A 12,056-nucleotide genomic window follows, 5' to 3' on the forward strand; every position below is an offset into this window, starting at 1 on the left:
CGCGAACCGGGACGGCCCGCGGACGCACTCAGCGGTTGACGGACTGGATCTCCTGGACGACGACGTCCTGGTCGGCCCCGAACGTACCGTCGGGGAGGTCGCCGCCGGTGGCGCCGGAGCCCTCCCAGTGGATCTTCCAGGTGACGGTGGCCTTGAGGTGGTACGAGCCGTCACCGGAGGACCGCAGGTACTTCACCCCGCACGGCGGTGTCTCGTTGGCCTTGCCCGGGGCGTACGGCTCGCCGATCCGGCCGTCGGCGATCCGGCACACCCCGGACGCCGGATAGGTCACGGCGTCCGACGTTCCGGGCTCGATCCGCAGCGAGACCGGTTCGGCGGTGGTGGTCGCGAAGATGCCGAGCACCGGGACGCGCGCGGTGACGGAGACGGGCCTGAAGTCGGCGCCGTCCAGCCAGGTCCAGGTCGGCAGGTTGACCTTGGTGGTGCCCTCGGGCTTCAGGGTCACCTTCTCGGTGGGGACGCGGACCTGGGCGTAGGCGAGCGCGGCGAGCACCTCGGGCGTCACGGCGTTCACCGCGTCGGCGGGCGGCGGGTCACCCCTGTCGACCCAGAAGATCTCCTTGGTGCACTTGTCCCACCCGGGCGGGTAGCTCCTGTCGACGAACGAGTCCCAGAAGTAGCCCTTGCCGGTCTTGTCCTTGTTGAAGTCCTTGTACGGGTTGCCGTTGACGTACTTCTCGCGCTGTTCCAGATCCCACTGGTCCCCGGTGGATCCCGCCTGCCAGATCGGCTCCATCGTCTTCTGGAGCTGCTCGGGCGTGTACTTCGGCGCGTACCAGCAGGCGGGCGGGCTCCAGGAGGCGTTGCTGGACGCGACGGGCCCCACGGAGGCGCCGCTGCCGTTCTTGGAGGTGTCGAACACAACCCCACCGGCGGAGGCGGAGACGGTGTCGCCGTCGACGTTGCCGGAGGTGTCGGTGTCGGAACCGCCGCCGACCGACCCGCCTCCCGGGTTGGTACGGTCGGCCATCGCAGAGGGCGCCGAGAGCACGCAGATCGACACCGCGATCAGGGAGGCCGCAATACCGCGGGAGATACGTATCACGGCTGGCACCTGTCGGCCCCCCGGGTAGAAACGATCTTCACGAGCTCCCAGACCCCCTTGTCGTTCTTCTCGACCTGAACGCCATAGAGGACATAGCTGTTCTTGGTCGCCTTCGTCCGCTGGATCTTCTGGGTCTTGACGACCTTGTTGAAGCCCTTGCTCTCATCGCCGCAGTAGGTCAGCGACGCCTTGTCCTTGGACTGGACGTCGACCTGGCGGTCGAAGTAGCGCACGGTCCCGGTCACCGTCAGACCGGCGTCCTTGAACCCTTGGACCCACTTCTGGGCCGCGACGGCCCCCTCGCCCTCCGTGTAGTACTCCAGGGCGGGAAGACGCGGGTTCTGGGCGACGATGGCCGCGTCCATGGCCCGGATGAACTCCGCGTTGTCGCCGAGGATCGCGTCCTTGACCGCGTCGCCCGCCTTGTCCGGGGTGAACGTGAGGATGTCGTCCGACGGCAGCTCGATCTTCGGTCGCCCCGCCGCCTCCGGTGCCGACGTGCTCGGGGACGCCGACGCCGACGTCTCCGTGTCCGCGCCCGCGATCTTGTCGTTGTCCTTCGATCCCCCGTCTCCGCCACCGCAACCGGTGAGCAGTAGCAGCGCCGTTGCTCCGGCGGCGGCTGTGGCGATCAGGCGAGGACGGCGGGTCACGGGAGGCTCCTGTGTCGTAGTGGCGAAGCCCCGCTACGGTAGCGGGGCTTCGCCTGCTGACACCAGTGCGGGCGGGCGGACGTGCCGTCAGGCCCGGTGCGCTCCCGCGCGCGACGGCGACCCGTCCGGCCAGAGCCGGGGCCTCCGCTTCGCCGCCAGATCCTCCATCCAGCCGAAACACAGGATGCAGCAGGCGGTGAGGGCCCAGACCACCACCAGCAGGGGCCAGGAACTCTCCAGGAACCAGGGGGCGTGCTCCTCGAGGAACGAGACGCCCCAAAGGCGGTCCCACAGGGGCTCCGCGGCGACGATGCACACGTTGTGCCACAGATAGATGGTCACCGCGCGGGAGTTGAAGAGGGTGATCAGCCGGTCCCAACGGCGCAGGGGACGAGGCCACTCGGACCAGGAGGGGCTGATGTGCAGGAGCAGCAGCACGGTGGCGAAGGACCACAGCGACTGGGCGAAGGGCATGTCGTCCAGGTCGTGGCCCGGTGCGAAGCCGTGCGTGAGCGCGTACCAGAGGCCGAAGGCGGCCACCGCCGGTGCGAGGGACGGCACGACGTAGCGGGGCAGGCGTTTGAGGACGCCCTGCTGGTGGGCCATGCCCAGCAGCCAGCACGCGCCGAACGCGCCGAAGTCGCTGAGATTGGTGTCGAGGCGCGGGCTGGGCACGGAGATCCAGCCGAATTCGAGCACCGCGGACAGGGCGATCGGCGCGAGGATCGTCGGCCAGGGCAGCCTGCGCAGGGCGCGCAGCAGCAGCGGGGACAGCAGGACGAACCAGAGGTAGGCGCGGATGTACCAGAGCGGGACGGCCAGCTCCACCGCCCAGTCGTCGCCGATCAGGCCGTGGATGCCGGGCACGTCCGCGGCGGACGGCGGGTCGCTCAGCGGCAGGATCCAGAAGGCGAGGTGCAGCCACCACCAGCCGGGGTGCCCCTCGGAGTCGGGTCCCCAGCCGCCGAGCAGCATGCCGGTCACGCCGACCGCGCCCAGCAGCCACAGCGGTGGCAGCAGGCGCCGCATACGGCCGCGGACGACCTCGACGGCGGGGCGTTTGCTCAGGGAGCGGGCCATGAGGTTGCCGGCCAGGGCGAACATCACGCCCATGGAGGGGAACACCACCGGCAGCCAGGCCCAGCCGAACAGGTGGTAGAAGACGACCCGGAAGAGCGCGACCGCCCGCAGCAGGTCGAAGTAGCGGTCGCGTCCGGAGGCGCGGGGCGGCGCCTCGGCGGGCGCCGCCCCTGACGGCCGCTCAGGTCCCGACGGCTGCTCGGGTATCCGTACCGGTGTCCGCCGCGAGGCCGGTGCCTGCGTGGTCATGGCGGCTTCGTGATCGTGCGTGGTCATGCGACCGGCCTCCCGTCCATGACGCGCTGACCCGGCACGGGCTCGTTCGGCGGCGCCGACACCCCGCCCTTGCGGCGCAGTTTCTGCCAGCGCAGCCGGCCGCCGGTGAGTGCCGTGATCCAGGACTGGAGCAGCACGACGTACATGAGCTGGCGGTAGAGGATCTGCTGAAGGGGCAGCGAGATGAGCGGGGTCAGGCGTTCGCGGTCGAGGGCGAAGGCGTAGGTCGCGCAGACCACCTGGACGGCGAGGACGCCGAACCAGGCCACGATCGTCTTCTGGGTCGGGCCGAAGAGCAGGCCGTAGACGAGGAACATGTCGATCAGCGGGGCCAGCAGCGGCGCCAGCACCATGAAGAGGGAGACCAGCGGCAGGCCGACGCGGCCGAAGCGGCCCGAGGGGCCCCGTTCGAAGAGTGCGCGGCGGTGTTTCCAGATCGCCTGCATGGTGCCGTACGACCAGCGGTAGCGCTGGGACCACAGCTGCTGGACCGACTCCGGGGCCTCGGTCCAGGCGCGGGCCTTCTCCGCGTAGACCACCCGCCAACCGTCGCGGTGGATGGCCATCGTGATGTCGGTGTCCTCGGCGAGGGTGTCGTCGCTCATGCCGCCGACGCGTTCCAGGGCGGAGCGGCGGAAGGCGCCGACCGCGCCGGGGATGGTGGGCATGCACTGGAGGACGTCGTACATACGGCGGTCGAGGTTGAAGCCCATCACGTACTCGATGTGCTGCCAGGCACCGATGAGGGTGTCCTTGTTGCCGACCTTGGCGTTGCCCGCGACGGCGCCGACGCGCGAGTCGGCGAACGGCTGGACCAGTTCGCGGACGGTGGCCGGTTCGAAGACGGTGTCGCCGTCCATCATCACGATCAGTTCGTGCCGGGCGTTGGCCAGACCGCGGTTGAGGGCGGCCGGCTTGCCCGCGTTGACCTGGCGGATCACCCGGACGTTCGGCAGCTCCAGCTCCTCCACGATCCGGGCCGTGCCGTCGCTGGAGCCGTCGTCGATGACCAGGATCTCGATGGGGTGTTCGCTGCGCATCAGGGAACGCACGGTGTTCTCGATGCACTTGGCCTCGTTGTAGGCGGGCACCAGGACCGACGCCGGTTCGGTGACCGGCCGCGGGCCCCAGCGGAAGCCGCGGCGGCGGGTGCGGCGGGCGTGCAGGGCGGACAGCAGCAGCATCAGGCCGAAGCGGGCGAAGACCAGCACGCCGATGACCGCGAGGCCGACGACCAGGACGCCGGTGAGGTCGTCGGAGGCCCGCACCAGGAAGATCCAGGCCTTGCCCTTCCACAGGTCGGCGCCGACGACCGGGGTGTCCGCGTTCGGGGCGTCGAGGGCCTCGGTGAGGTTCGTGAACGCGTATCCCTCGGCGCGGAGTTCGGGGATCAGGCGGTCGAGTGCCCGCACGGTCTGGTGGCGGTCGCCGCCGGAGTCGTGCATCAGGACGATCGCGCCTTTGCCGCCGTGGGGCGTGGCGTTGCGGACGATGGTGTCGACGCCGGGCCTGCGCCAGTCCTCGCTGTCGGTGTCGTTGACGACGGTGAGGTAGCCGCGGCTGCCGACGTACTCGGTGACCGGCCAGGACCGGTCGTCCATGGCGTCGGCGGAGGAGGAGTACGGCGGCCGGAACAGGGAGCTGCGGATGCCGGCCGCGCCCGCGAGCGCGAGCTGGTTCTGTGACAGCTCCCAGTCGATGCGCGCCTTGGACTGGTAGGAGAGGTCGGGGTGGTTGAAGGTGTGCAGGCCGACCTCGTGGCCCTCGGCGATCATGCGTTTGACCAGGTCCGGATAGCGGGAGGCCATGGTGCCGGTGACGAAGAAGACGGCGTGCGCGTGGTGCTTCTTCAGGATGTCGAGGACCCTCGGGGTCCATTTCGGGTCGGGGCCGTCGTCGAAGGTGAGGACGACGCGGTGATCCGGCACCCGCAGGCTGGTGGCCTTGCCGCCGCGGGTGTCGATGACGGGTCCGCCGTCGAGGATCTTCTCCGGGACCTTGTCGGTGGCCGCCTCGGGCCGCACCCGGAAGTCGGCGAGGATCTCGCTGTGCACGTAGCCGCGCAGCATCAGCATGCCGAGCATCGCGAACAGGAGTGTAAGCGGCAGCAGTTGGCGCAGCGGCAGCCGTCGACGCCGGACGGCCGCGTGTCCCGTGGAGCGGCGGCTGGAGCGGGATGCCATCAGAGGACGTTCTCCGTGGACGAGGTGACGGGCGCGGAGGACGCGGGTGCGCCGGCCGGGCTCGACTGGACGGGGACCGGGTCCGCGGGTCCGTTCGCGACCGGGCCCGTACCGCCGGCCGGGGGCTGCGACGAGGGAGCGACCGGGCCTTCACTGGACGGGGACGAGGGTGACGGCGGCGGCGAGGAGACGACCGGCGGGGGCGACTCCGCCACCGGGTCCTTGGTGCCGGCACTCGGGCTGGGCTGCGCGGAGGTGCTGGCCGACGGTCCGGGATCGGCGGAGGTGCTCGGCTTGCCGCTGGCGGCGGACGTGCTGGGCAGCGGGCCGTTCGCCGAGGTGGCCGACGGGCCGCCCGGGACGGAGGGGTTCGACACCGGGACGCCGCTGCGGCCCGCGCGGGCCGGATCCGACGAGACACGCGGTGCCGGGGAGGTGTCGACCTGCCCGGCCGGCTTGTCGTCGTCCTGGCCCGGGACCGGGAGCCACGGGGCGCTGGAGTTGCCCGACAGCAAAGTGACGACGATGACGGCCGCGTAGGCCGCGCAGGACAGCCCCACGGCTATCCCGATGCGCCGGAAGGTTCGGCTGCGCCGCCCCGACTCGTCCACGAACACCGGAGCGTCGGAGGCCTCCTGGCCGCCGCCCTTGACCGGCTGTACGGGTGCCCCGCCGAACTGGACGGCGTCGAGCTGGATCGTCACCTCGTGCGGATCGTGGGCGTTCGCGTTCTCCGGTGCCGTCGCGCCGGACTCGTCCCAGGGGTCGCGCAGCGCGGCGGCGCGGGCTCCGCCGGGTAACGACGCGAGGATCTCGGTCCCGGGCTCGGCCGGCCCGGCGGTACGCGCCCGGCCACCACCTCTGCCGTCGCGCCGCCGTCCGCCCCGGCCGGTGCGGCCGGTGCGGGCCGCGCGGCCGGGCCGGTCGGCTTGTTCGGGTCGTTCGATTCTTTCGGCCACCGGGAACGCGGTTCGCCCGGCTTCCGAAAGGCTCTGGTGGCTCTGGGGTGTTCCCCCCGTCATCGGAAGGTCCTGGGTCGCTGACGCGGCCGCGGGCCATTCCGGTTGGGCGTCTTTCCGCCACTCTTTCACGTGCGCACTTCCCCCCACGGGACGGTTCTGGAAGCGCGTTCGACGCCGAGCACCCGTCGTCGAACCGGGCCCCCACCCGATTCGAACGCCCCCCATTACCACACCGTGCTCAGGCCCAAGAATGTAGCGCACGCGGGGGACGCTTGTGCGTTAAGCGTTAAATGTGGGCATCCATCATGCTCACGTCAGTGGCTGGAATCCACCCATCCGCAGGCCGGCGCAGCCATCCTTCCGCGGCGGAGATCTCGGCCGCAGCCTGTCGAAGAGCATCGAATCCCGGATGGACCAGCCCCTTTCGCCACACCAGTGACACAGGCGACAGGGGGACGGGGTCGACAAGGGGCCGCAGCACCGTTCCACGCATGGCCGGAAAGCCCACCACGGCGAGGATCGGGTTCCGCGTCTTGGCCATGATCCGCTGGAACTCCTCGTCGCCGACGGCCAGGGGCAGCGGGGCCGCGAGCCCGATCCCCCGGCATTCGAACAGGCGGCGCGCCAGGTCCGTCCACTCGGTCGTGCGCGGGTTTCCCGCGCCCGCGTAGACCGTCTCGCCGCACAGCGCGTCAAGCGGCACCGCCTCCAGTCCCGCCAGCCGGTGGTCCTCGGGCAGGACGACGGCCATCGGCTCGTACCGCACCGGCTGATGGGCGAGCCGGACCCGCAGCGCCGGGTCCAGACCGGCGAACCGCCCGAACGAGACGTCCAGCCGGCCCGCCACCATCTCCCCCGCCGCACCCGCGAGGCCGCTCTCGTAGCGGGCCATCAGCTCCTGCTCGGGGGCGAGCTCACGGGCCCGGCGCAGCACCCGGCGGGCGGTGGCCTGGTCCGGGAAGTTGAGGTCCACCAGCAGGGGCCGGGCCTGCCCGAACGCGGCCAGCAGGTCGTCCTGCGCCTGGAGCACCCGGCGCGCCGACGGCACCAGCCGCTCGCCGTCGGCGGTCAGCGTCACCTGCCGGGTGGTCCGCACGAACAGCTCGGCCCGCAGCTCACGCTCCAGCCGCCGTACGTCCCGGCTCAGCGCCTGCTGCGCGACGTAGAGGCGGGCCGCGGCGCGGGTGAAGTGCAGTTCCTCGGCGACGGCGAGGAAGGCGCGCAGAAGGCGGGGGTCGAGGTGACGGGGAGCGGACATCCGCCGAACTTACAACGCAGGTGCGTGAATCGGTACGCGGAAGGTGTTGGACCCCCGGCCCGGGCCCGCGTCACGGTGGGTCCATGCCGCAACCCGACCTCCAGAGAGCGCCGTTCTACACGGTCACCGCCGACGCCCTCGTCGCCGTCGACTTCGCCTCCCGTCGCGGCGACCGCCCGCCCGGCCCCTACCGTCGCCTCTTCACCCGCCCCGGTACCCGCGCCTTCACGGCCGGGAACCTGCTCGCCCGGCTGCCGATGGGCATGTTCAGCGTGAGCGCGGTCGTGATGATCGCCGGCGCCCGGGGCTCGTACGCCCTCGCCGGGGCCGTCACCGCGACCGGGCTCGCCGCGACCGCGCTGGTCGCGCCCTGGGTCGCCCGGCTCGTCGACCGGTACGGCCAGGCCCGCGTCGCCGTGCCGGCCGCGCTGCTGGCGGCGCTGGGCTCGCTGGCTCTTCTCCTGTGCGTGCACCACGGCGCCCCGGACTGGACCCTGTTCGCCGCCTACGCCGCCACCGCGACGACCCCCAACACCGGCGGCATGTCCCGGGCCCGCTGGGCCCATCTGCTGCGGGACTCCCCCGAGGCGCTGCACACCGCGAACTCCTTCGAGCAGGCCGCGGACGAGCTGTGCTTCATGCTCGGCCCGGTGCTCGCGGCCTTCCTGTGCGGAGCCTTCTTCCCGGAGGCGGGCACCCTGGTCGGGGCGGCGCTGCTGGTGACCGGCGTGCTGGTCTTCGCCGCGCAGCGCTCGACGGAGCCGCCGCCGCACCGCCGTACGACGGCCCGCTCCCCGCTGCGCGCCGCCGGTATGCCCCCGCTGCTCGCCGGATGTCTGGCCACGGGCGCGGTGTTCGGGGCGACGGAGGTCGTCACCATCGCGTTCGCGGACGCGCACGGGCACCGCGCGGCGGCGGGCGCGGTGCTGGCCCTGCAGGCGGCCGGGTCCTGCGCGGCGGGGCTGGCCTACGGTGCGCTGAAGCCGTCCGGTCCCGCCGAGTGGCGCCATCCCTGGTGCCTGGCCGCGATGGCGGCGCTGCTGACGCTCCCACTGCTCGCGGCCGCCCTGAGCGGATCGCTGCCGCTGCTGGCGCTCGCGCTGTTCGTCGCCGGGACGGCCACCGCCCCCACGATGATCACGACGATGGCCCTGGTGCAGGAGCGCACCCCCGAGGGCCGTCTCAACGAGGGCATGACCCTCGCCGTGACCGGCCTGCTCGGCGGCATCGCCTGCGGCAGCGCGACCGGCGGCTGGGTGGCCGAGCACGTCTCGCCGACGGCCGGGTTCGGCGTGCCGGTCACGGCGGCGGCGCTGGCCCTGCTGATCCGCCTCGGGCACCAGACCCTCAGCGAGTAATTCCCGCGTACCCCATTGACGCGCTCACGACCGCCACCTACCTTCCCCCGTCGAAGCGCTTCGACGTCACGCATCGAACCGGTTCGACGCCCCACCGCGTGACGGCCCCGATTCCCATCCGACTCCCCTGGAGGCACGGGATGTTGACGGCACGAAGGCGAGTGGCGGCGGGCGCGGTGATCCTGGCCGGATCCCTGCTCCTGACCTCCTGCGGCGGCTCGGACGGCGGCTCCTCCGACGGCAGAACCCTGAAGCTCTGGCACTACGAAGGCCCCACCAGCGCGATGGGCGTGGCCTGGACCGAGGCCGTCAAGGAGTTCGAGGCGACGCATCCGGGAGTGAAGGTCACGTACGAGGAGAAGAGCTTCGAACAGATCCAGAAGACCGCCCAGATGGTCCTGAACTCCTCCGACGCGCCCGATGTCATGGAGTACAACAAGGGCAACGCCACGGCGGGCCTGCTCTCCACGCAGGGACTGCTCACCGACCTGACCGCCGAGGCGACGAAGCGCGGCTGGGACAAGAAGCTGAGCGCGGGCGTCAGGACCACCAGCCGATACGACGCCCAGGGCGTCATGGGCTCCGGCAAGTGGTACGGCGTGCCCAACTACGCCGAGTACACGAAGGTGTTCTACAACAAGGACCTCTTCGCCAAGTACAAGATCGCCGAGCCGCGGACGCTCGACGAGCTGACCGCCGCCATGGACGTGTTCGTCGAGAACAAGGTCACACCGCTCGCGAACGCCGGCGCCGAGTACATGGCCCAGCAGTACCTGTACCAGCTGGCCCTCTCCCGGGCCGACCGCTCCTGGGTCGACTCCTACGAGCTGTACCAGGGGAGGACCGACTTCCACGACCAGGCCTGGACGTACGCCGCGACCACCTTCGCCGACTGGGTGAGGAAGGGCTACCTCGCCAAGACCTCCAGCGGCACCAAGGCCGAGGAGGCGGGGGTCTCCTTCATCCGGGGCAAGGCGCCGATCCTGTTCTCCGGCAGCTGGTGGTACGGCCGCTTCCAGGAGGAGGCCACCTTCGACTGGGGCAGCTTCCTGTGGCCCGGTTCCGACCTGACCCTCGGCTCCGGCGGCAACCTGTGGGTCGTCCCCGAGCACGCGAAGAACAAGGAACTGGCTTACGACTTCATCGACATCACCATGTCGCGGAAGATCCAGAACCTGCTCGGCAACAGGGGCGGCGTCCCGGTCGCCGCCGACCCGGGCGCGGTGACCGACCCGAAGTCCAAGCAGCTCATCGCCGACTTCAACACCCTCTCGGCCCGCGACGGCCTCGCCTTCTACCCGGACTGGCCGGTGCCCGGCTTCTACGACGTCCTCGTCTCCGAGACCCAGAAGCTGATCACGGGCGGCGAGCAACCGGACGCCTACCTCGACGCCCTGCAGAAGGCGTACGACAAGGGTGTACCCCGGCGATGACGGTCACCGTCGAACGGGACGCGCGGGTGGCCGGCAGGAGCCCCGGCTCCAGGCCCCCGCGCCGCCCCCGTGACTCCTACGCGCTGTTCCTGCTGCCGGGCGCGCTCGCCTTCCTCGCGGTCGTCGTCGTGCCGTTCCTGATGAACACGGCCGTGAGCTTCACCGACTGGCAGGGGGTGGGCAACCCGACCTGGTCAGGGCTCGCCAACTACCGTGACCTGCTGGACGACTCCGCGTTCTGGGCGTCCTTCCGGCACAGCCTGTTCATGGTCGTCGCCATGGCGGTGATCCCGACCCTGCTCGGACTCGTGCTGGCCGCGGCCCTGTTCGACTACGTCGGCAAGCACTTCGGCAGCCGGATCGCCGCGGTCCTGCGCGCCTGCTTCTACCTTCCCCAGGTGCTGCCGATCGCGGTCGCGGGCATCGTCTGGAGCTGGATCCTCGCCCCCGACGACGGCGCGCTCGACGCACTGCTGAGGGCCGTCGGCCTGGGCTCCTGGCAGCAGGACTGGCTCGGCGACCCCGACCTCGCGCTCTACAGCGTGATGGGCGTGATGGTGTGGGTGCAGCTCGGCTTCCCGCTGGTCGTCTTCATGGCGGGACTTCAACGCGTCGACCCGCAGCTGTACGAGGCCGCCGAGCTGGACGGCGCCGGCTGGTGGCGCCGCTTCCGGCACATCACGCTGCCGCAGATCCGGCCGGAGATGTACGTCGTGCTGACCTGGTGCTCGATCGCCGCGCTCAAGGTGTTCGGCGCGGTGTACGTGCTCACCAAGGGCGGACCCGGCGGCGCGACCGACGTCCCGTCCTACTTCTCCTTCACCACGTTCTTCGAGAAGACCCAGGTCGGCTACGGCGCCGCGATCTCCACCGTGCTCACCGTGATCATCCTCGCCCTCTCGCTGGTCGGACTGAAGCTCCAGACCCGGGCGGAGGACGCGGAGGAAGGGGTCCGGACATGACCGCCGTACGCCGCTACCCGGTCCTCGTGGCCCTCTGCCTGGCCGCCCTGTTCATGATCGTGCCCTTCGTGATCGTCACGGTCAACGCGGTCAAGTCGCCCACGGAGTACGCGCAGCACGGCCCCCTCAGCCTGCCCGACGGCGTCTACCTGGACGGCCTGAAGGACTTCTGGAACCGCGTCGACTACGGCCACAAGCTGGCCAACTCGGTGCTGATCAGCGCCTCCGTCGCGCTGGGAGCGGCCGTCCTGTCCGTCCTCAACGCGTACGCGATCGGCATCGGCCGCGTCCGGGGCCGCACCTGGGTGCTGGCCTTCTTCGTCCTCGCGAACATGCTGCCGCAGGAGGCGCTGGTCTACCCGGTCTACTACCTGAGCAAGGAGGCGGGCCTGTACGACACCAGACTGAGCGTGATCATCGTCTTCACGGTGATCCAGTCGGCCTTCGGCACGTATCTGCTCTCCTCGGTACTGGGCCGCTTCCCCCGGGAGATCATCGAGGCCGCCCGCATCGACGGCGCGAACAAGTGGCAGGTCCTGTGGCGGATCGTCGTCCCGGTCAGCCGCCCCACCCTCGGTGTGCTGCTGGTCTTCTTCTTCATCTGGACGTGGAACGAGTTCCTGCTCCCCCTGGTCATGCTGATCTCCAACGACAACCAGACCGTGTCGGTGGCTCTCGGCGTCCTCCAGGGCCAGCGCCTGATGGACGCCACGATGACCAACGCGGCGGCCCTGCTGGGTGTGCTCCCCGCGATCGTCTTCTTCCTCGTCTTCCAGCGGACCCTCACCCGCGGCATCGCCGTCGGTGCCGTCAAGTAAGGACCCC

At 70.9% G+C, this 12,056-nt stretch carries 10 protein-coding genes; 4 read left to right on the forward strand and 6 right to left on the reverse strand.

Going from position 1 to position 12,056, the window contains the following annotated elements:
• Positions 1–28: 28 nt before the first annotated feature.
• From ACFV0T_RS30230 to ACFV0T_RS30255, 6 genes are all read right to left on the reverse strand, one after another.
• Entirely contained in the window at positions 29–1,075 is a 1,047-nt protein-coding gene (locus ACFV0T_RS30230) for a hypothetical protein (RefSeq protein WP_385785860.1), read from the reverse strand.
• Positions 1,063–1,719, reverse strand: a complete 657-nt coding sequence (locus tag ACFV0T_RS30235; RefSeq protein ID WP_385785863.1) for a hypothetical protein — start codon at positions 1,717–1,719, stop codon at positions 1,063–1,065. The genes ACFV0T_RS30230 and ACFV0T_RS30235 overlap by 13 nt, the downstream gene beginning before the upstream one ends.
• 87 nt (positions 1,720–1,806) lie before the next feature.
• A complete protein-coding gene (locus ACFV0T_RS30240; RefSeq protein WP_385785983.1) occupies positions 1,807–3,048 on the reverse strand; it encodes an acyltransferase family protein in 1,242 nt (413 codons plus the stop codon).
• A 23-nt stretch (positions 3,049–3,071) separates the two neighbouring features.
• Positions 3,072–5,258 carry a glycosyltransferase gene (locus ACFV0T_RS30245; protein WP_385785865.1) on the reverse strand — a complete coding sequence of 729 codons (2,187 nt, stop codon included), beginning with the start codon at positions 5,256–5,258 and terminating at the stop codon, positions 3,072–3,074.
• On the reverse strand, positions 5,258–6,217 hold the full coding sequence (locus ACFV0T_RS30250; protein WP_385785868.1) for a hypothetical protein: 960 nt from the start codon (positions 6,215–6,217) through the stop codon (positions 5,258–5,260). The genes ACFV0T_RS30245 and ACFV0T_RS30250 overlap by 1 nt, the downstream gene beginning before the upstream one ends.
• A gap of 289 nt (positions 6,218–6,506) precedes the next feature.
• Positions 6,507–7,478 carry a LysR family transcriptional regulator gene (locus ACFV0T_RS30255; protein ID WP_385785869.1) on the reverse strand — a complete coding sequence of 324 codons (972 nt, stop codon included), beginning with the start codon at positions 7,476–7,478 and terminating at the stop codon, positions 6,507–6,509.
• 83 nt (positions 7,479–7,561) lie between these two features.
• Here ACFV0T_RS30255 and ACFV0T_RS30260 point away from each other — a divergent pair, with 83 nt between their 5' ends.
• The 4 genes from ACFV0T_RS30260 (at position 7,562) to ACFV0T_RS30275 (ending at position 12,049) form a co-directional block, all read left to right on the forward strand.
• Entirely contained in the window at positions 7,562–8,836 is a 1,275-nt protein-coding gene (locus tag ACFV0T_RS30260; RefSeq protein WP_385785872.1) for an MFS transporter, read from the forward strand.
• A gap of 140 nt (positions 8,837–8,976) precedes the next feature.
• On the forward strand, positions 8,977–10,269 hold the full coding sequence (locus ACFV0T_RS30265; protein ID WP_385785875.1) for an extracellular solute-binding protein: 1,293 nt from the start codon (positions 8,977–8,979) through the stop codon (positions 10,267–10,269).
• Positions 10,266–11,231: a carbohydrate ABC transporter permease gene (locus ACFV0T_RS30270; protein ID WP_385785878.1), complete on the forward strand. Its 966-nt coding sequence runs from the start codon at positions 10,266–10,268 to the stop codon at positions 11,229–11,231. The genes ACFV0T_RS30265 and ACFV0T_RS30270 overlap by 4 nt, the downstream gene beginning before the upstream one ends.
• On the forward strand, positions 11,228–12,049 hold the full coding sequence (locus ACFV0T_RS30275; RefSeq protein WP_385785880.1) for a carbohydrate ABC transporter permease: 822 nt from the start codon (positions 11,228–11,230) through the stop codon (positions 12,047–12,049). The genes ACFV0T_RS30270 and ACFV0T_RS30275 overlap by 4 nt, the downstream gene beginning before the upstream one ends.
• Positions 12,050–12,056: the final 7 nt, after the last annotated feature.

The sequence above is a fragment of the Streptomyces sp. NPDC059582 genome (assembly GCF_042735715.1).
Lineage (GTDB): Bacteria > Actinomycetota > Actinomycetes > Streptomycetales > Streptomycetaceae > Streptomyces.

Excerpts from the sequence above, each read along its gene's own strand:
- ACFV0T_RS30240 (WP_385785983.1), bottom strand. The coding sequence starts at position 3,048 with ATGACCACGCAGGCACCGGCCTCGCGGCGGACACCGGTACGGATACCC.
- ACFV0T_RS30245 (WP_385785865.1), bottom strand. The coding sequence starts at position 5,258 with ATGGCATCCCGCTCCAGCCGCCGCTCCACGGGACACGCGGCCGTCCGG.
- ACFV0T_RS30255 (WP_385785869.1), bottom strand. The coding sequence starts at position 7,478 with ATGTCCGCTCCCCGTCACCTCGACCCCCGCCTTCTGCGCGCCTTCCTC.
- ACFV0T_RS30260 (WP_385785872.1), top strand. The coding sequence starts at position 7,562 with ATGCCGCAACCCGACCTCCAGAGAGCGCCGTTCTACACGGTCACCGCC.
- ACFV0T_RS30265 (WP_385785875.1), top strand. The coding sequence starts at position 8,977 with ATGTTGACGGCACGAAGGCGAGTGGCGGCGGGCGCGGTGATCCTGGCC.
- ACFV0T_RS30270 (WP_385785878.1), top strand. The coding sequence starts at position 10,266 with ATGACGGTCACCGTCGAACGGGACGCGCGGGTGGCCGGCAGGAGCCCC.
- ACFV0T_RS30275 (WP_385785880.1), top strand. The coding sequence starts at position 11,228 with ATGACCGCCGTACGCCGCTACCCGGTCCTCGTGGCCCTCTGCCTGGCC.